General features: G+C 28.4%; 19 protein-coding genes. 4 read left to right on the top strand and 15 right to left on the bottom strand.

Features of this window, described 5'->3' with window-relative positions; genetic code table 11:
- Positions 1 to 6: 6 nt before the first annotated feature.
- From AB0T67_RS09875 to AB0T67_RS09825, 11 genes are all read right to left on the bottom strand, one after another.
- On the bottom strand, positions 7 to 1,239 hold the full coding sequence (locus AB0T67_RS09875; RefSeq protein WP_369220164.1) for a 3-phosphoshikimate 1-carboxyvinyltransferase: 1,233 nt from the start codon (positions 1,237 to 1,239) through the stop codon (positions 7 to 9).
- Positions 1,240 to 1,266: 27 nt separating this feature from the next.
- Positions 1,267 to 1,515 carry a hypothetical protein gene (locus AB0T67_RS09870; RefSeq protein WP_369220163.1) on the bottom strand — a complete coding sequence of 83 codons (249 nt, stop codon included), beginning with the start codon at positions 1,513 to 1,515 and terminating at the stop codon, positions 1,267 to 1,269.
- Positions 1,516 to 1,842, bottom strand: a complete 327-nt coding sequence (locus AB0T67_RS09865; RefSeq protein ID WP_369220162.1) for a nucleotide pyrophosphohydrolase — start codon at positions 1,840 to 1,842, stop codon at positions 1,516 to 1,518. It abuts the gene before it with no gap.
- Between the two features lie 137 nt (positions 1,843 to 1,979).
- Positions 1,980 to 3,191, bottom strand: a complete 1,212-nt coding sequence (locus AB0T67_RS09860) for an MDR family MFS transporter (RefSeq protein WP_369220161.1) — start codon at positions 3,189 to 3,191, stop codon at positions 1,980 to 1,982.
- 549 nt (positions 3,192 to 3,740) lie between these two features.
- On the bottom strand, positions 3,741 to 4,493 hold the full coding sequence (locus AB0T67_RS09855) for a cyclase family protein (protein ID WP_369220160.1): 753 nt from the start codon (positions 4,491 to 4,493) through the stop codon (positions 3,741 to 3,743).
- Positions 4,494 to 4,497: 4 nt separating this feature from the next.
- Positions 4,498 to 5,613, bottom strand: a complete 1,116-nt coding sequence (gene hemW / locus AB0T67_RS09850) for a radical SAM family heme chaperone HemW (protein ID WP_369220159.1) — start codon at positions 5,611 to 5,613, stop codon at positions 4,498 to 4,500.
- A gap of 1 nt (position 5,614) precedes the next feature.
- Positions 5,615 to 7,744 carry a KAP family P-loop NTPase fold protein gene (locus AB0T67_RS09845; RefSeq protein ID WP_369220158.1) on the bottom strand — a complete coding sequence of 710 codons (2,130 nt, stop codon included), beginning with the start codon at positions 7,742 to 7,744 and terminating at the stop codon, positions 5,615 to 5,617.
- 7 nt (positions 7,745 to 7,751) lie between these two features.
- Positions 7,752 to 8,306 carry a crossover junction endodeoxyribonuclease RuvC gene (gene ruvC, locus AB0T67_RS09840; protein WP_369220157.1) on the bottom strand — a complete coding sequence of 185 codons (555 nt, stop codon included), beginning with the start codon at positions 8,304 to 8,306 and terminating at the stop codon, positions 7,752 to 7,754.
- Between the two features lie 172 nt (positions 8,307 to 8,478).
- On the bottom strand, positions 8,479 to 10,101 hold the full coding sequence (gene ade, locus AB0T67_RS09835; protein WP_369220156.1) for an adenine deaminase: 1,623 nt from the start codon (positions 10,099 to 10,101) through the stop codon (positions 8,479 to 8,481).
- A 90-nt stretch (positions 10,102 to 10,191) separates the two neighbouring features.
- Positions 10,192 to 11,799: a phosphoenolpyruvate carboxykinase (ATP) gene (gene pckA, locus AB0T67_RS09830; RefSeq protein WP_369220155.1), complete on the bottom strand. Its 1,608-nt coding sequence runs from the start codon at positions 11,797 to 11,799 to the stop codon at positions 10,192 to 10,194.
- An 86-nt stretch (positions 11,800 to 11,885) separates the two neighbouring features.
- Entirely contained in the window at positions 11,886 to 12,269 is a 384-nt protein-coding gene (locus tag AB0T67_RS09825) for a DUF423 domain-containing protein (protein WP_369220154.1), read from the bottom strand.
- Here AB0T67_RS09825 and AB0T67_RS09820 point away from each other — a divergent pair.
- Positions 12,245 to 13,723 carry a saccharopine dehydrogenase family protein gene (locus tag AB0T67_RS09820; RefSeq protein ID WP_369220153.1) on the top strand — a complete coding sequence of 493 codons (1,479 nt, stop codon included), beginning with the start codon at positions 12,245 to 12,247 and terminating at the stop codon, positions 13,721 to 13,723. The genes AB0T67_RS09825 and AB0T67_RS09820 overlap by 25 nt on opposite strands.
- 196 nt (positions 13,724 to 13,919) lie before the next feature.
- On the top strand, positions 13,920 to 14,549 hold the full coding sequence (locus AB0T67_RS09815; RefSeq protein ID WP_369220152.1) for a WG repeat-containing protein: 630 nt from the start codon (positions 13,920 to 13,922) through the stop codon (positions 14,547 to 14,549).
- Between the two features lie 88 nt (positions 14,550 to 14,637).
- On the opposite strand, the gene AB0T67_RS09810 is transcribed toward AB0T67_RS09815, so the two are convergent.
- On the bottom strand, positions 14,638 to 16,497 hold the full coding sequence (locus tag AB0T67_RS09810; protein ID WP_369220151.1) for a B12-binding domain-containing radical SAM protein: 1,860 nt from the start codon (positions 16,495 to 16,497) through the stop codon (positions 14,638 to 14,640).
- 218 nt (positions 16,498 to 16,715) lie between these two features.
- Here AB0T67_RS09810 and AB0T67_RS09805 point away from each other — a divergent pair, with 218 nt between their 5' ends.
- Positions 16,716 to 17,567, top strand: a complete 852-nt coding sequence (locus AB0T67_RS09805; RefSeq protein ID WP_369220150.1) for an alpha/beta fold hydrolase — start codon at positions 16,716 to 16,718, stop codon at positions 17,565 to 17,567.
- 8 nt (positions 17,568 to 17,575) lie between these two features.
- Here AB0T67_RS09805 and AB0T67_RS09800 read toward each other — a convergent pair whose 3' ends face one another.
- From AB0T67_RS09800 to mnmD, 3 genes are read right to left on the bottom strand one after another with little or no spacing between them, the layout of a single operon-like run.
- Positions 17,576 to 18,295, bottom strand: coding sequence for a tRNA1(Val) (adenine(37)-N6)-methyltransferase (locus AB0T67_RS09800; protein ID WP_369220149.1), 720 nt, complete (start codon positions 18,293 to 18,295; stop codon positions 17,576 to 17,578).
- The gene (locus AB0T67_RS09795; RefSeq protein ID WP_369220148.1) at positions 18,296 to 18,427 is read right to left on the bottom strand and encodes a hypothetical protein; all 132 of its coding nucleotides are present in this window, start codon (positions 18,425 to 18,427) and stop codon (positions 18,296 to 18,298) included.
- Between the two features lie 27 nt (positions 18,428 to 18,454).
- Positions 18,455 to 19,135, bottom strand: coding sequence for a tRNA (5-methylaminomethyl-2-thiouridine)(34)-methyltransferase MnmD (mnmD, locus tag AB0T67_RS09790; protein ID WP_369220507.1), 681 nt, complete (start codon positions 19,133 to 19,135; stop codon positions 18,455 to 18,457).
- A 195-nt stretch (positions 19,136 to 19,330) separates the two neighbouring features.
- Here mnmD and AB0T67_RS09785 point away from each other — a divergent pair, with 195 nt between their 5' ends.
- Positions 19,331 to 20,386, top strand: a complete 1,056-nt coding sequence (locus AB0T67_RS09785; RefSeq protein WP_369220147.1) for a branched-chain amino acid aminotransferase — start codon at positions 19,331 to 19,333, stop codon at positions 20,384 to 20,386.
- The last annotated feature ends 117 nt before the right edge of the window (positions 20,387 to 20,503 follow it).

The following is a 20,503-nucleotide window of genomic DNA, read 5'->3' as shown; positions in this document are numbered from 1 at the left end:
TGCCTTTTATTTTTGTTTAATCGTTTCTAAACCTACTTGTTGCATATCCTTCCAAAAATTTCGGTACGATTTACTAACCACTTCTGCATCTGAAATAATAATAGTAGTTTTTAATGCTAAAGGAGCAAAAGCCATTGCCATTCTGTGGTCATTATATGTAGTAATTGCAATATTTTTATTGATACTATTAGCAACCTTTAAATGTAAACTTTGGTTAGTAATACTAATATTAGCACCTAATTTAATTAACTCTTCTTTTAATGCCTCTAACCTATCTGTTTCTTTTATTTTTAAGGTATGAAGCCCTGTTAAGTCACAAGCAACTCCTAATCCAAAACAAGTAACAACAATGGTTTGCGCAATATCTGGAGCATTTTTTAAATTTTCTGTTAAAATAGCAGTACTATGCTTTTCTTCTTTAGATAAAACAATCGTATTCTCTTTAAAAGTAGTTGTTACACCAAAATGTTTATAAATAGTAGCCAAACAATTATCTCCTTGTAAGCTATCTTTTTTATAAGCTGTTAATTCTACTGTAGCACCTACTTTACTCAATGCTATTAACGAATAAAAATAAGAAGCAGAACTCCAATCAGATTCAACAACTATATTTTGAGGTACAACATTTTCTAAAGCTTCAATTTTTATACTATTTTTGATAAAAGTAGCCGAAACACCTATTTTATGCAATAAAGATAACGTCATTTCAATATATGGTACAGAAGTAACAATACCTTTTAAATCAATTGCTAACCCATTTTTTAAACTAGGTGCAATTAACATTAAAGCAGAAATGTATTGACTACTTACATTCCCATCAATAGAAACAGTGTCTTTTTCTATTTTTTTACCTGTAATTTTTATTGGAGGATATCCATCTTTTTCTAAATATTCAATATCTGCACCTAAATCACGAAGTGCATCAACTAAAATTTTAATAGGACGATTATGCATTCTCTCAGACCCTTGTAAAACTTTTGTTACGCCTTGTTGAGTTGCAAAAAAAGCAGTTAAAAAACGCATTGCAGTACCTGCATGACCAATATCTGCTATTTCATTATCAGAAGATAAAGCTTCTTGTAAATGATGTGTATCATCTGAATCTGATAAATTTTCAATATTTATATTCGAAAATAATTGTTGTAAAATTAACAATCTATTCGATTCACTTTTTGATCCAGAAATAATTACTTCTGAATTAATTAATTTATTTCTACTGCTAGTCAGTTGTAAGTTCATTATTATATAATTTTGAAAAAATACTATTTATTTTGTTTTTTTATTTACTACATAAATAGCATATAAAGTACTAACTGTTACTTTTGTTAACCAAAAACGTTTCCATTTACCTTCCGAAAAATTGATAGTATGTACTGTTTCAAAATCTCCAGAAAATAACGCACCTCCACTATTTACTAATAATGAAAATATTGTTACAAAAACTAAAAACGGAACACTTACTTTAAGTACATTAATCCAAAAACTTCCTTTTTGTATATTTTTAGTAAAACTCATTTATTTTAATTTTTCGTTATTGTGATGACGATCATGATCACGTTTTGTTTTTATATCTAACTTTTTATCAAAAGCATCTTGTAAGTTAATACCTGTTTGATTTGCCAAACATAATACAACAAACATAACGTCTGCTAACTCTTCACCTAAATCTTTATTTTTATCACTTTCTTTTTCGCTTTGTTCTCCATAACGACGAGCAATAATTCGAGCAACCTCTCCTACTTCCTCTGTTAATTGTGCCATGTTTGTTAATTCGTTAAAATAACGAACTCCATGATTTTTAATCCAATTATCTACTTCCTTTTGGGCGTCTTGTATATTCATTTTTACGTTGGTCATTTAAAACTTCAAATATAAATATTTCTTTTGGGCTAAATAATTTGCTAAGGCGGATTTTTTCCATTCTCCTTTACTTTAAACAATATAATCTGATTTTCATCAAGAACTAACAAATACAGCACTTAAATTTTAAGATTTTCTTTTTTAATAACCTTACTTAACATCAATAAAAAAAACAAACCTATAACTGTTATTAAGGTGATAATCCACCATGTTTTATCAAATCCTAAGGCATCAACCATTTGCATACCTGAATTATGACCAAAAATATGTGCTAAAGAGAATGCAATACTATAATATGCCATATATTCTCCTTGCTTTCCTTTTTTAGCTCGCTCCATTACAAAAGCATTTGAAAATGGAAAAGCAATCATTTCGCCAATAGTCATAAATAACATTCCTATAATTAAAATACCTACCCATCCTGTTAAGTTTAATACTAAAAAACTTATTCCAGTTAAAAATAAACCGACAAACATCAAACGTTCTTTGGTATATTTACTTTCTTCTAACCATTTAATTAATGGCATTTCTAATAAAAAAATTAAAAAACCATTCATACCCATTATCAAACCTATTTCAAATTCAGACAAATAATGTGCTTCTTTATAATACAGTGGTATGGTTGAAAAATATTGTAAAAACACAAATCCGAAAATAAACATAGCAACAAAAAATACCCAAAAAGCTTTATCTGAAAATACAGAAATAGGGTTCTCTATTTTTATTTCATCTAAAATTTTTGCTTTTTTAGGATGTAATACTTTTACCAATAGTAACGTTGCCAAAAGACAGGTAATTCCATCAACCCAAAACAATCCGCTATAACTTAAAGAAGTGATAATAATTCCGCCAACCGCAGGACCTGTTGAAAAACCTAAATTAATCGCCAAACGAATTAAAGTTAACGAACGTGTTTTATTTTCAGGCTTACTATATGCACTTAAAGCAACAAACATTGCTGGTCGAAAAGTGTCAGCAACTAACATTACTAAAAAAATACCAATACAAAATCCATAAAAAGTAGAAACAAATTGTAAAGCAATAAATAATAAACCTGTTAAAAACAGACTAACTTTCATCACTTTATAAAATCCTATTTTATCAGTTAATTTACCACCTAACCAAGATCCAATAACAGACCCTGCTCCGAAACAGCTCATAATCCAACCTACATCTTTTAAACTAAAATTTAAATCTTTAGTTAAATACAATGATAAAAAAGGAATAACCATAGTACCTGCTCTATTTATCAAAGTGATTAAAGCTAACCACCAAACTTCGGTAGAAAGTCCTTTAAAAGTAGCTAGATAATTAAAATATAGTTTTTTCATAAGTTCTAGTTTTATTTTGAATTTGATATAAAAATAAAAAGTCCGACTGTGAAGTCGGACTTTTTAGAATTGATATATTTTATACTTAAATAATCATAATACATAAACAGCCCGAGTTATACCGTATCTTACGGTTAACCAACATTGTTTATAAGTATTAAAAATTGTCGTGTTTTTTTTTATTGAGCTGTAAATCTATAAAAAAAAGAACTCTCTTTTACATCTATTAATAATTTAGTTTATTTTTATATTCATTCTAAACAAAAAAAAGAAATAGCAACCTGAAACACAAAAAAGACACTTTTACACATTTTAAAGACATTAAAGTACCTTTCATCTTATATTTAATATTTTTTTGAGTTCTTATAGTATCTTTGAAATATAAATGAAACATAAAGTAAATTTCGCTGAACAAATAGAAATCACTAAAAAGAAACATTTATAGTAAAAAGCTTAAAAAGAAGTAAATAACACAAATATTTATTATTATTATTATTATTATTATTATTATTATATGCTTATGTTTTTACCAGAAAACAAATTTACCTACTAATTTAAGATTTTATACAAAACAGGTTTACTTGGCGTAGCATCATTTTCAAAAGGTGCTATCATTAAATTTAAAAGATAAGTACCATCTTTTATAGCATCTTTTACATAAATAAATTCTGTTATCGTTGCATCTAAACGAATATTTTTTGATGTATTCCAAAAAGCATTATGAGATAATAATTCACCCTCATCCTTTTCTTTATCTACCGAAGGCAAATCAATTAATAAATGCTTAATATTTTTTTCTTTGAGATAAACAGCACCTTCTTCTAACAAATATGGCGGATTCGTATTTGAATATCTAGCAATTGTTTTTTTATCAGAATTTGGCAAGGTTCTAATAATAACAGCTTCTCTCTTCTTATCATCTAAAACATTTTCTAATTGTTCTTTTGTTATTACTAAATCTCCATTTTCTAATTTCTTCGGATAAATACTTATCACTTCAGCCAAAAAGAAAAATTTATTTAAATTCTTATTGATAGAATGCACTTTTTTAGTGATATGCCCCACACATTCGGTGTGTGTTATGTGCGAATGTGGATTAAACGAAATCATATTAAAATTAACCGCTGCACCTTGCGCTACACTACCTACCCAATCATCTAATTTAACAGGTGTAATTTCAGGATCATCAATATACCAAGCATTTACACTTTCTTTTGATACATCAATTGCGATTGAAATATCTAAAGGTTTTGCTAAATCTATTTTATATTTTTCTGAATTATGATATATTTCTGCAATCATATTTTTATTTTATTCTAAATAATTCTGATGCCAAACCATCTGCTAAAAACTTTCCTTTTGGAGTCGTTTTTAAAGTATTATTTTCAATAATTAATAATCCTTCGGATATAAATTTTTCTGATGATTTTAATAACTCTTCTTTAAAAGAAGCTTTAATTTCATCTAATGAAACTCCCCAAATAGTTCGTAAACCTGTCATTAAATATTCATTAAATTGGTCTTCTTCGGATAATTCTTCTTGTTCATTCGGAAGCTTTCCTTCTTCTAATTCTTTTATATATTTTGCATTATTGGCAACATTCCAACTACGATGCGTTTTACTAAACGAATGTGCCGAAGGGCCTATTCCGATATATTTTTTACCCAACCAATACGAAGTATTATGTTTCGAAAAATAAGCTGGTTTTCCAAAATTTGATATTTCATAATGTACAAATCCATTTTTAGCGGTTTCTGCGACTAAAATATCAAAATGTTCTTTAGCTTCTGTTTCATCTGGTTCGGGATATTTTCCATTTTTAACAAAACTATCTAACACTGTTTTTGACTCAACAGTTAAGGCGTAACTCGAAATATGATTTACGCCAAAATCGAAAGCAATTTGCAAATTTTCTTTCCATCGTTGGTTACTCATATTCGGAACGCCATAAATTAAATCAATCGTAATATTATCGAAATAACGAGTTGCTATTGATAAACATTCTTTTGCTTCTTTTGAATTATGCGCCCGATTCATACTTTTTAAATCTTCTTCAAAAAAAGATTGCACGCCAATACTCAATCGGTTAATTGGTGAATTTGCGAGTTCTAAAATTTTTTCTTCGGATAAATCATCAGGATTTGCCTCTAGCGTAATTTCAGGATTTTCGATAACTTTATAATGCTGATAAATCGCATTTAATAAACTTGTTATTTCTTCGGATGATAATAACGAAGGAGTTCCGCCACCAAAATAAATAGTTTCAATTATTTCTGATTGTAATTCTTTTTTTCTGATTTCTAATTCTGTTATTAAACACGAAATTAGTTCGTCTTTCTTTTTTAAAGAAGTCGAAAAATGAAAATCGCAATAAAAACATGCTTGCTTACAAAATGGTATATGTATGTAGATTCCTGCCAAATTAGTTTATTAAATTTTTGTCTTTTTTATACCAATAAATAAATTGTTCTACGTTTTCTTCTTCTGATGGTCTGTTGCTAATAGAAAAAGACATATTATCTTTAATATTTATTTTATTGATTAATTCGGGTTTCATTTCTTGAATTTTTTGATAAATCACATCAACATCTATAATTTTTTTCATGTAATTATAATTAGTTCCTTCTAAATCTCCAAAATATTCATTGTTCCAAAAACCAGGGAAATTCCTTATCAATTTCAATATATTATCAAAATTATTGGTTTGATTGTCAATATATTTTTCAAATGAATTTTCATCATATTCTTTCCATAAAGACATAATCATTTTATAATGTGAATGTTCTTTTGTTAAATCATTAAAGAAAGGAGTAGGTTTATTTATATATTCTTCTTTTGCTTTGCTTACAATTAATCTATCTAATTGTTTTCTAACATCAATTTTTAAATTTATGGTTCTAGTAAAATAACATAATTGATGAATAGTTAGTTTTTTCGCTAATTGTATTATTTTCTCTTTATCAATACTACTTTTATCTAAATTAGATGCGATTAGCTCTATGACTCTTAGTTTATAAGTCAACCCAAAATAATCCTTTTCACTTTCGGGTATTATATCTAAATTTGAAAATAAAAAGTCATAAAAAAACAGGTAATTTATATTTTCATCATTAATAAAATCCTCAATAACACTGTAAAAACGATGAACTTCTAAATCATCCTTATCTCTTAAATCAATAAGATTTACTTTTAACTCGACTTCATTTTTATCAATTATATTTTGAAGTATTTCTTGATTTTTCACGTTAGAAAATTTTCTTTCCATGTGATAAGAAAAATATTTATCAAAATGATTAGGGTGATTAATTTTTAAATTAAAATTTGAAATTTCAATAAGATTTTTACCCTTATTATATTCCATTTTCGATTTAGAATCTTTATACTCTGGAAATAATCCTTGTACAATTTTATTAGAATGCTCATTAAATATTTCATCTTTATTTAAAATACTTGTAAAATACTTAATTATAGTACTATTAGTAATTAATTCTTCTATATTAGATGAATTATATTTTTTTATAACATCAAAAACATCTGTATATTTTACCTTCAAATATTCAATCCAAAATAAATCTCTTAGATTAACTTCTTCCCCAATAGCAAAAGCACTTACAAAAAAACTATTAAGAACTCGTATTATTTCTCTACCGTTATTAAAATACTCAGATGCATGAATATAACTTATATCCTTAATTTCTTCTACTCTATTAGAAAAACCCAAATTATTGATTATTTCTCCAAGTTTTATCTTAAAAAAATATTTAAAATCTGCTGATTCAATTTTTGGTAAATGAATTGGAATATTAATAATTTTCTCTAAAAATAATTCTCCATCTTTCGTGTCTACACCATAACGTTTCCCTATTGCTTTTGCAACATGATTTTCATCTAAAGCAACGATATATACAAAATTATTAAAATTCGCATTTAATTTTATCAACTTTAAAATAGTATATATTTCATCTTTATCAAGACGGTCAATATCATCAATAAATATGACTATTTTATATTTAGATTCCTCTAGTTTTTTATTGATATTATCTATTATTACTTCTAAAACTGGCTTTTCTCCTATAAAACCTTCACCTAAAGATTTCATAATTTCACTTATATCTAAAGTAGCACTAACTTTATTTGAAGGACTTAATCCCGCAGAAGCAGAAACTTTAATCGCCTTAGCATATTTACTGTATTTTATAAGCTGTTCTCCTACTTTTTGAAGTGTTTCATTTTCTGTATTTACAAACATCAATTTAGAAAGTCCATCAAAAAAATCAAATAGCATTTCTTCTTCGGTGCTATATCTCCAAGGATTAAAATGATATTTTAAAATACCTTTTTGTCCTTTTTCTTTTTCTCCTGAATCAATTCCCTTGTCAATTAAATTTAAAAAAGATGTTTTACCTTCTCCCCATTTTCCATAAATCCCGATAGTTAAAGGCTCAGAATTATTGGAATTATTTTGAATTATCTTTTGAACCTTTTTAGCATAATGTTCAAAATTAAAAAGGTCTATTCCGTTATTTTTTGAAATCGGGGAATTACTAATCATAATTTAATTACTTTTTAACACGTTTTTCATTCTGACTCACAAACGATGCCCAGCCTGTATAATTTTTACCGCCAATAACTTTCCCTGAATTATAATGATGACAAACCGCAGCGGCTAAACCATCGGTAGCATCTAGATTTTTTGGTAATGTTTTTAAATTTAATAGCGATTTTAACATTAAAGCAACTTGCTCTTTACTTGCTTTTCCGCTTCCTGTAATTGCCATTTTTATTTTCAAAGGCGCATATTCTGTAACGGGAATATCTCGTGATAATGCTGCCGCCATCGCTACACCTTGCGCACGTCCTAACTTTAACATCGATTGTACATTTTTACCAAAAAAAGGTGCTTCTAAAGCAATTTCATCAGGATGATACGTATCTATTAATTCAATAGTTCGTTCAAAAATCAGCTTTAATTTTATATAATGATTATCGTATTTTTTTAAAATCAACTCATTCATCTGAACAAATTCCATTTTTTTTCCTACAACTTTTATAATCCCAAACCCCATGATACTTGTACCTGGGTCAACTCCTAATATTATTTTTTCTGTCTTCAAATTTTATGGCAATTTCTGCAAATACAAAACTAATCAATTATTACTAGGGTACAGACGCGATTTATCGCGTCTCTCATTCAGCTTATTTATGCCTATCTACGCTATATTATTGTTGCTATTTATTCTTGCAGTGTTGTTGCAGACGCGATAAATCGCATCTCTACGGGAAAATTTATCCAACTTCTAATGATGTAAATTGAAATGTATTTCCATCAAACAACCCTTTATCCGATAGTTTTAACGATGGAATAACCAATAATGCCATAAACGATAAACTCATATAAGGCGCTCTTAATTTACTTCCCATTTGTTTTGCCATCGCATCTAATTCAGCGTAAGATTTTCCAATTTCTATTGCCGATTTATCAGACATAATTCCTGCTACAGGCAAGGAAACTATTTTTTCTTCGGATGTTGTTACTGCACAAATTCCGCCTTTATTTTCAATTAATAAATTTACTGCCTTGCAAATTGCTTCATCAGAAACACCGATAGCAATAATATTATGAGAATCATGACCAACAGAACTTGCAATTGCTCCTTCTTTTAATCCGAAGTTTTTTATAAATGCTATTGATGGTTTGGCATTTTTATAACGATTTACAACCGTCATTTTTAACACATCATTTTGAGTATTTGAAACTAAATTCCCATCTTTAATTAACGAATTTGCTTCAATTTGATTGGTTACCAATTCGCCATCTAAGGCTTCAATAACTTTAATTTTTTCTGCGGATGATTTAAACTCAAAATCAGCAATACTTTTTTTATCAGTATTAAAATTATTCAATACCTCAAAAGCTACTGATTTTACAAACGATTTTCCATTTTCAGCAACTAACTCGCCATTTATATACGTTTGTAATACTTTAAATTGCTCTAAATTTTCGACTACAATAAAATCGGCATCATCACCTTTTTGCAATAAACCAACATCTAAATTATAATGTTTTACAGGATTTACACAAGCTGCTTTCAATACTTTAAAAACATCAATTCCTTTTGAAACGGCACGTTCACACAATTCATTTATATGTCCTACTAATAAATCATCAGGATGTTTATCATCAGAACAAAACATCATATTATCAAAATGATTTGGTAATAAATCAATTAAAGCATCAAAGTTTTTAGCTGCACTTCCTTCTCTAATAATTACTTTCATTCCTTTTTGAAGTTTTTCTAAAGCTTCATCATAGGTAAAACACTCATGGTCTGTTGAAATTCCTGCTGAAATATATTTTGAAATATCATCGCCTCGCAAAGCTGGAGCGTGTCCGTCGATGGGTTTGTTATTATTTTTTGCATGTTGAATTTTTTTCAAAACCTCAGCATCGTCAAATAACACGCCTGGATAATTCATCATTTCAGCTAAATATTTGATATCTGGATTTTCCATCATCAATTTAATATCTTCTGAATTAATAACAGCACCAGCACTTTCAAAAGATGTTGCTGGTACACAACTTGGCGCTCCAAAATTAAATTTAAACGGAACTTTTTTTCCGTTTTCAATCATAAAATTAACACCTTTTACACCTAATACATTTGCTATTTCATGCGGATCAGAAACTGTTGCAACTGTACCATGTGTCACTGCAATTTTTGCAAATTCAGAAGGAACTAACATCGAGCTTTCAATATGAATATGAGCATCTACAAAACCAGGTAAAATATAATTTTCTATAGAATGATTTACTTCTATAATATTTTTTATTTTTCCGTTTTCAACCTCAACAGCTCCTTTATAAATTCGTTTATTTTCTATATCTACAATATTTCCTTTTACAATCATACTAGTTATTTTAAAGTAACAAAAATAGGTGGTATTTAGGCATAAAAAAAGCATCCTTTCGGATGCTTTTATATATTATTTTATTGCTTATTATTTAACAGTTGGTGGTCCACCTGCTAAAATTTCATCATTTGCATTTTCTTCAAACTGTTTGAAGTTAGCTCTAAATGAATCTGCTAATTTGTGTGCTGTTTTATAATATTCTTCATCATTATCCCAAGCTTTACGTTGGCTTAATAATTCAGCAGGAACTCCAGGACATTGTCTTGGTTGTGCTAAACCAAATACAGAATGTACATGATAGTTTTCATTATTCATTTCACCTAATTCACCGTTTAATGCTGCATTAATCATAGCACGAGTGTATTTAAGTTTCATTCTATGACCAACTCCGTAAGGACCTGCAGTCCATCCAGTGTTTATCAACCAAACGTTTACATCAGATGCTTTCATTTTTTCGCTTAACATTTCTGCATAACGAGTTGGGTGTAATGGCATAAATGGCGCTCCGAAACAAGCAGAAAAACTTGGTAATGGCTCAGTAACACCTGCTTCAGTACCAGCAACTTTAGCTGTATAACCTGAAATAAAGTGATATGCTGCCTGACCTGGTGTTAATTTAGATATTGGAGGCAATACACCAAAAGCATCAGCCGTTAAGAAAAATATATTCTTAGGGTTTTTACCTGTTGATGGTGTTTGAATATTTTCAATATGATGTATTGGGTAACTTACACGTGTATTTTGTGTAATAGATGTATCATTAAAATCTACATCACCTTTAGCATCTGTAACTATATTTTCAAGAATTGCTCCTCTTTTAATAGCTGCATAAATTTCTGGCTCTTTATCTTTAGATAAATCAATTACTTTAGCGTAACAACCACCTTCAAAGTTAAATACAGTATTTTCTGAAGTCCAACCATGTTCATCATCACCAATCAAACTACGATTAGGATCTGTAGATAAGGTTGTTTTTCCAGTTCCTGATAATCCGAAGAAAATAGCAGTATCACCTTCTTTACCAACATTTGCAGAACAGTGCATTGGTAACGTGTTTTTAAACACAGGTAAGATAAAGTTTAAAGCAGAAAAAATTCCTTTTTTAATTTCACCAGTATAACCAGTTCCACCAATTAAAGCAATTTTTTTCTCGAAGTTTAAAATAGCAAAATTGTGCTGACGTGTTCCGTCAACCTCAGGATCTGCCATAAAACCTGGTGCATTAATTACAGTCCATTCTGGAGAAAAACCTTTTAATTGTTCTGCAGTTGGGCGTAAAAACATGTTATAAGCAAACATGTTACTCCAAGGATATTCGTTTACTACTCTAATATTTAACTTATAATCTTCATCTGCACATGCATAGCTATCACGTACAAAAACTTCTTTTTCTGAAAGATAATTAGTTACTTTATCATAAAGTTTGTCAAATTTTGCTGAATCGAAAGGTAGATTTATATCTCCCCACCAAATTTCATCTTTAGTAATATCGTCTTTAACGATAAAACGATCCATTGGTGAACGTCCAGTAAATTCTCCTGTTTTTACAGCTAATGCTCCAGAACTAGTGTTTTCTCCTTGTTCTTTTTCAATAGTTATATCGTGTAATTCGTCTGATGTTAATTGATAACGAACCGTAGCATCCTTAATTCCTAAGTTTTCTATCGATATCGTTTTTGCATCAAGATTTGTCATCTTAAAATAATTTAGTTGTGTTAAGTTGATACAAAAATAGTCCTTTTTGGCTAAACTGATTAATCATTGAAAAACTTTATCAATTATTATTCTGATTTAAGAGCCTTTTTCACAAAATGAAAAGTCATTAAAACCCAAGCTATTATTAGTAAAACACCACCTAAAGGAGTAATAAACCAAATTGATTTAACTGGCACTTCAAATAAGTATATTGCATAAATTGAACCTGAAAAAAGCAATATTCCTAATATTAATAGCAAACTAATGCTATTTTTTTGCTTAATATTAAACTCTTTAAACGTATTTACAAAAAGTAATACCAAGACATGTAAAAACTGATACCTTACTGCAGTTTCAAAACTTTGTAAGGCATCTGCACTTAATTTTCCTTTTAAAGCATGCGCTCCAAAAGCTCCTAAAATTACTGCAATAACTCCTAAAACAGATGCAATTGTTAAATTTTTATACATTCTTAATGGTTTTGTTTAATTTTAAACTTTATTTTAACGATATTGTCGCTTCAAATAGAAAAGATAACAAAAGTACATTATATATGAGAAAAATATTAATTATTGGCGCTGGTAGATCTTGTTCATCTCTTATAAAATATTTATTAGATAAATCAACAGCAGAAAATCTACAAATAACAATTGGTGATGTTTCGCTTAAAAATGCAGAAGCAATTATTGATAATCATAAAAATGCGACGGCAATACAATTAGATGTTTTTAATACAGATGAACGTATTACTGCAATTAAAAATGCTGATATCGTTATTTCAATGCTACCTGCTCGTTTTCATATAGAAGTAGCAAAAGATTGTATTACCTACACAAAACACATGGTAACGGCTTCTTATATTTCTGATGAAATGAAAGCCTTAGATGCTGATGTAAAAGCAAAAGGTTTGGTATTTATGAACGAAATTGGTTTAGATCCAGGAATCGATCACATGAGCGCAATGCAAATTATCGATAAAATTCATGATCAAGGTGCTAAAATGTTACTTTTTGAATCGTTTACAGGTGGATTAGTTGCCCCTGAAAGTGATACAAATTTATGGAATTATAAGTTTACTTGGAATCCTAGGAATGTTGTTTTAGCAGGTCAAGGCGGGGCTGCTATGTTTATTCAGGAAAATACCTATAAATATATTCCGTATCACAAACTTTTTAGAAGAACTGAATTTTTAACTATTGATGGTTATGGTAAATTTGAAGGATATGCAAATCGTGATTCTTTAAAATACAGAAGTATGTATAATTTAGACAACATACCAACTATGTATAGAGGAACAATTAGAAAAGTTGGTTTTTCTAGAGCATGGAATGTATTTGTTCAATTAGGAATGACAGATGATTCATACACTATTGAAAATTCTGAAAATTTAAGTTATCGTGATTTTACCAATTTATTTTTAGCCTACTCACCTACCGATTCTGTAGAATTGAAATTTAGATCTTATCTAAATATACAGCAAGATGATATGATGTGGGATAAATTTTTAGAATTAGATATTTTTAATCCAACTAAAAAAACAGGTTTAAAAAATGCAACGCCTGCTCAAATGCTTCAAAAAATACTTTCTGAAAAATGGACACTTGAAGCTGATGATAAAGATATGATTGTTATGCATCATAAATTTGGGTACGAATATAACAATGAAAAACATCAAATAGAAAGTAGTATGGTTATTAAAGGTGATGACCAAACTTATACTGCTATGGCAAAAACGGTAGGATTACCTGTAGCAATGGCAACTTTACGTATTTTAAATGGTGATATTACTACGCCTGGAGTACAATTACCTATTTTAAAAGAAGTTTATGAACCTATTCTAAAAGAACTAGAAGAATACGGAATTACCTTTGTAGAAAAAGAAACTCCTTACTTAGGATACAACCCGAATACTATAAAAGAATAATTTTAGCCTTAAATTATACAAACACATTAAAGACATCAATAGAAATGATGTCTTTTTTGATATATAAAATCGTAAATTCTTTTAAAACAACTAGTAAAAATATAACATACACTTAATAATTTTTAAATATTAAAAAACTGATTTTTATATTAAATCAGACTATATTTGAAGATTAAAATCCCTTAATTATAAATTAATGAAATTAAAATTAACACTAGCTTTTATTATTGTTTCAAGTTTTTACGCAAATGCTCAAAATTTTTTTATTGTCAAAAATCAAGATCTTTATGGTGTCGTAAATAATAAAGGTTTAGAAATTACACCTACAAAATACAATAGTATTGAACCATATAATAAAGTAAGAAAAGGATGGGCTAAAGTAAACCTTAAAAATAAAATTGGGTTTATTGATAAATTTGGTAAAGAAATTGTAGAAGCAGTTTATGATTCTATTGGTGAATTTGGTCTCTATCAAAAAAAATGGGCGCTGATAAAAGAAGAAAATAAGTTAGGATTTATTGATAATAGTGGTCAAAAAGTAATAAATACCAAGTTTGACGAAATTTATAATTTTGACCTATATAGAAGAGGTTGGGCTTTAGTTAAAATTAAAGATAAATTTGGTTTTATTAATAAAAAAGGAAATACAATTGTTAGAATAAAATATACCGAAATAGATCAGTTTGATAAATATAGAAAAGGTTGGGCTAGAGTTTCTATTGATAACATCAAATATGGTTTTATTGATAAATCTGGGAAAGAAATAATTCCTCCTATTTATGATAATATTGATTCTTTTATCGAAATAAAAGATTCTAAAGAATAAAGTTAATACTATCTATCTTAAAAAAATCATTTTACTGTAAAAAGTAAAATGATTTTTTTTTAATTTTATTTTAATAAGTTTATCAACTTTATGATTTTAAAAAAGCTTCAATTAAATTAGATTCTTGCATTGTTTTTGGCACTTTAAAATCAAAATAATCTTGTAAAGGAATTTCAAAACCTTTATTATTCAAATAATTATTTAATGCCGAATTTAATCCTTGACTATACAAATGATGCTCTGCTCCTGTTGGATCTTCATGATATAAATCGTTCTCTGCAAATCCTTTAAATTCTGGACCTGTAATTTTAATTTCAAAAGCATCAGGATCTTTTCCTACAGGGCTATGACTCGTACAAGCAAACATATGCCAAAAAGCAGATTGAATACAATTATGTTGAAATAACTGACGTACAACTTCTAAAGAATCAATAGTTTCTTGATCGGTTTCGGTAGGAAATCCAAACATTAAGTAAGCATGAACCATAATATTTTCATCAGAAAAAGCTTTGGTTACTCTTGCTACTTGTCCAATATCTACACCTTTTTTCATTCTAGCAAGCAATCTGTCAGAAGCAACTTCTAAACCTCCTGTTACGGCAATACATCCTGATTTTGATAACAAAGAACAAAGTTCGGGAGTAAAAGTTTTTTCAAAACGAATATTTGTCCACCATGTAATATATACTTTTCTTTCTAATAATTTATTAGCTAAAGCTCTTAACATTTTTGGCGGAGCAGCTTCATCAACAAAATGAAAACCTGTAACACCTGTTTCTGATATTATTTTTTCAATTTTATTAACTAAATCATCAGCAGTTGTATTTTCATAATTACTGATATAATCTAATGTAACATCACAAAAAGAACATTGTTTCCAATAACATCCGTGCGAAATAGTTAGTTTATTCCATTTACCATCCGACCACATTCTGTGCATCGGATTCATTACATCTAAAAACGATAAATATTTATTTGTCGGCAAGCCGATATAACTCGGCGCAGGTAAGTTTTTATGATGAAATATAGTATTGGGAATTTTATTTGCATAAATAACCTCATTATTTTTACAGATATAAGTTCTTTCTAAAGCTTGTTCTGTTATTTTTCCATCTAAAAATTCTGTTATTTTTAATAATGGAGCTTCACCATCATCCAAAGTAATAAAATCTACAAAATTAAAAATTCTTGGATCAGATAAACGCCTTAATTCTGTATTACAATAACCGCCACCCATGGCTATTTTTATCTTTGGATATTGTTGTTTTATAAATTGAGCACATCGCAAAGCGGAAAATAAATTTCCTGGAAATGGCACAGTAAAACAAATTAAATCATACGATTCTTCTTTTATTTTTTCTTCTAAAAGATATAACATTTCATCTTCTATTAATGTTGTTTCATATTCAAGAAACTCATCAATAATATCAAAACTAGAAGCCGATCTTCCTAATTGTTCAGCATAACGTGTAAATGAAAAAAACTCATCTACATTTGCATTTATAAAATCACCTAATTCCTCTATAAATAAAGTTGCAATATGTTTGGCTTTATCTAAAATTCCTAATTTCCCAAATTCGGTTGTTAAATCTTTAGCTAATTTTATACGCCTGTGTCCGTGAGGCAAAAAATCTTTATGTACTATTTGATAAGCTGCAGTAACTTCTTGCACTCGCAAGTAATTCATAACAGTATCTACTTTATTTATATATGCTTCTTTCTGCTTTACTACTAGCGGAAAATTAGCATTACCAAGCATTTCAGCCTGCTTAAAAATAGCATCTATAAACTCTTTCGTAAAAATAGCTGTAAATAGCTCGATGCTTAAATCCATTTGCGTTGCATTTGCATCTTTAGAATTTAAAAATCCTTTAATGTATGCCGTTGCAGGATATGCCGTATTTAATTGTGTAAAAGGTGGTGTTATTAAAAGTGTGTTGATAGCCATAAATATAAATGAACCGCAAAGATACCATCATTTACAAATAGTCTGTAAAATTACAGGTGCTTTTTAATATTGATAACTAAATAGTGAAAAATTTAAAGAATAAATATAGTTTGATTATTAACCTATTTCCTTTTATTATTGCATTGCTAAATAGATTTAACAAAAAAAACTATATTTTATTAATAATCTAACCAACAATAATAAGATAAAAAACTACTATGAAAAAAACAACATTACTAAAACTTATTTTACCTTTTTTTATTTTTTTAATGAGCAATATCAATACTCAAGCTCAATTTAAAACTCCTTACGGAAACAATAAAGAAGTTGGAAAATATGTAAAAATAAATAAAGCTAAAATTTATTTTGAAGAATATGGAGAAGGCGAACCTTTATTAATAATTCATAATTGTGGTGCTGATATTAAAGCGATGGAATATCAAATTGATTATTTTAAAGATAAATTTAGAGTAATTGCTGTAGATAGTAGAGGTCAAGGGAAATCTGAATTAAAAACAAAAAACTTAACATACAGCTTAATGGCTAAAGATTTAGATGGACTTATAAAACATTTAAAACTAGACTCTATAAATATCCTTGGATGGAGTGATGGCGGAATTGTTGGCTTAAAAATGGGTATCAACAATAAAACTAAAATCAAAAAAATAGTTACAATGGGTGTCAATTTAAGACTAGATACTACTGCTGTTAATAGTTGGGCAATTGACCAAGTTAGAGAAATGCACTCAGAAACAATAACTATGATTAAAAAAGGTGATACCTCTAAAAACTGGGAAAAAGAATTACAGTTAGATAAATTATTACTAAATCAGCCAGATATAAGTCATGCTGATTTAAAAAAAATTAGTGCGCCTGTATTAATTACCGTTGGAGATAGAGATATTATTAAAAACGAACATGCTGTTGAAATATTTAATAATTTACCTAAAGCACAACTATGTATAATGCCTGGTTCTAATCACGGAATACCTCGTAATAATGCAAAAACATTTAATGAAATAGCTGATAAATTTTTAAGTACCGAATTTGATTACAGTGCTAAAGAATAATATATATTTTACATTTTCAAATAAAAATCTTTTGTAAGGTTTATATAGGCATCAGTATACTGGTGCCTTTCTTTTTCTATAATTAAAACATCTTTTTTAATTACTTTTTCATTAAAAGAAAATGCCAATAAACTTCTTTTTATTTCAGAAACTTCATTTCCTTTTACATGACAAACTTTATTTAAAAATAAATTATAGGTTTTTGCTAAATTGATAAAATCAACTTCTTCTTTAAAAGGAATAATAACAGAGAAAATTCCGTTTTCTGATAAAATTTCGGCAGTACCTTTTATTAAATCTTCAAAAGATAATGAAGAAGTAAAACGAGCTTTATTTCTAGCTTCGTTTGTTGTTTCGTAAGTATCTGTATAAAATGGCGGATTTGAAACTATTACATCATATTGCTCTTCTTCTTCGGCTATTTCTTCAGCAAAATCAGAAAAAGAACTGTTATAACAAAATAATCTATCTCCCCAAGGAGATTGCTCAAAATTAGCAACCGTTTGCTCGTAAGCATCTGGATCAATTTCAACAGCATCAACTGTCATGGCATCGCTACGCTGTGCTAACATCAATGAAATAACACCTGTACCTGAACCGATATCTAAAAGTGTATCGGGATATTCACCTAAAGAACACCAAGCTCCTAATAAAACGGCATCTGTACCAATTTTCATGGCTGTTTTGTCTTGAGCTACCGAAAACTCTTTAAATTGAAATGGCTTCATCTATAAAAATCTTCCGATTATTTTATCTGCATTAAAAAACAAGTACAAAATAACAATAAGTACCACTACTAAATATAATCCTTTTTTAGGTTCTGTTTTTTTACGATTACCAAAACGTCTTTTAAATTCCATTACTTTTTAAAATATTATTTTTATTAACTATTTTAATTCCTCCGTTCTTTTTGTAGCTCGAAGCATTTCTCTTTTTCCTGGAGGACCTGCCAAACGTTCAACTGTAAATCCAACGGCTTGCATAGCACGACGCACACTTCCTTTTGCACAATAAGTAACTAAAATTCCGTTATCTTGTAAAGCTTCAAACATACTTTTGAAAATAGCTTCCGTCCATAAATCGGGCTGATGTTCAGCAGCAAAAGCATCAAAATATATTAAATCAAATTGATTTTTATCATCAATATCTTTAAAAAATTGTTGACGCTTGGTTAAACTAAAATCGGCTGTAATTTCGTGCTTTTTATCCCAAGAAAAACCATGCATATTATCAAAAATAGTTTGCTGTTTTTCTGCTTTTAATTCTGCAACATAATTTAATTTTGCTACTTCTTCATTTATTACAGGATACGCTTCTACTCCAACATAATTAATCTTTTTAATACTTTCAGATTTTCTTTCTAAAAAAGTAATAAAACAATTTAAACCAGTTCCAAAGCCTATTTCTAAAATTGAAATTTCTTCTTTTTTTTGCAATGCTAATCCGCTTTTTATAAAAACGTGATATGCTTCTTGTATTGCTCCGTGTTTAGAATGATATTGCTCATTCCAATCAGGTAAATGGATAGTTGTAGAACCATCAGACGTAATAATTATTTCTCTTTTGATAATAAAAAATTTATTTTATGAATACTCTTTTAAGTAAAAAAGAGATGTATTTATCTTCTGATTAAGATACAAAAAAATGACTCCTAAAAAAATAATGGTGTCAAATATATGTTATTTTTAATAATGTCATTTCTGTTTATTGTTAAATGACATACTATTTTTGTATTTTTGCCTACATAAACACATACCTTTTTTATGAAATCTAATATTCGCGTTGAACTTGTAGAAAAATCAAAGATTGATACAGTAGACTTTAACAATTTAACATTTGGTAGTATCTTTTCAGACCATATGTTTGTCTGTGATTATATTGATGGAAAATGGAGTAATCCTTCTATTCAACCTTATGCAGAAATTTCATTAAATCCTTCTGCAAAAATATTCCATTACGGACAATCTATTTTTGAAGGAATGAAAGCTTATAAAGATGAAAATGATAATACATTATTATTTCGTCCTTTAGACAATTGTAAGCGTTTAAATAAATCTGCGGAACGTTTGGTAATACCTCAAATTCCAGAAGATTTGTTTATGGATGGTTTAGAAAAATTATTAGAAATTGACAACAAATGGATTCCTACTAAAGAAGGAAGTTCATTATATATTCGTCCTTTTATGTTTGCTTCAGGAGAAGGTTTTCATGCATCTCCTGCTGATGAGTATAAATTGATTATTTGTGCTGCTCCTTCTGGCGCATACTTTTCAGGAGATATAAAAGTTTTAATTGAAGAAAAATATGCCCGTGCTGCCAATGGTGGTGTTGGTTTTGCAAAAGCTGGTGGAAACTATGCAGCTCAATTTTATCCAACAAAATTAGCTACTGATAAAGGATATCAGCAAGTAATTTGGACTGATGATAATACACATGAGTATATTGAAGAGGCTGGTGCAATGAATATTTTTATCAGAATTAACGATACTTTAATTACAAGCCCTACTAGTGATAGAATTTTAGATGGTATTACTCGTAAAAGTATTCTTCAAATTGCTGAGGATAAAAATATTACTGTAGAAGTTCGTCAAATTACAGTTAGTGAAGTTGTAGAAGCATCTAAAAATGGTTCTTTAAAAGAAATGTTTGGTGCAGGAACAGCTGCTGTTATTTCACCTATTTCTGGTTTTGGATATAAAAATGAAGACTACGAATTACCTAAAATAACTGATGGGTATGCAACTAGCTTGAAGAAATATATTACAGATATACAAACAAATAAAGTAGAAGATCCTTACGGTTGGAGAGTTCAACTTTAATACAAAATATTTTAAATAAAAAAAGCATCAAGTTTTACTTGGTGCTTTTTTTATTTTATTTCATTATTAAAACAACCAAATAAAAAAGACTATATTAGTATTATCAACTTTATTTTT

The sequence above is a fragment of the Tenacibaculum salmonis genome (assembly GCF_041053065.1).
Taxonomy (GTDB): Bacteria; Bacteroidota; Bacteroidia; order Flavobacteriales; family Flavobacteriaceae; genus Polaribacter; species Polaribacter pacificus_A.
Note: the sequence above shows the minus strand (reverse complement) of the source record. Positions and strands in the feature narration are given on the sequence as shown.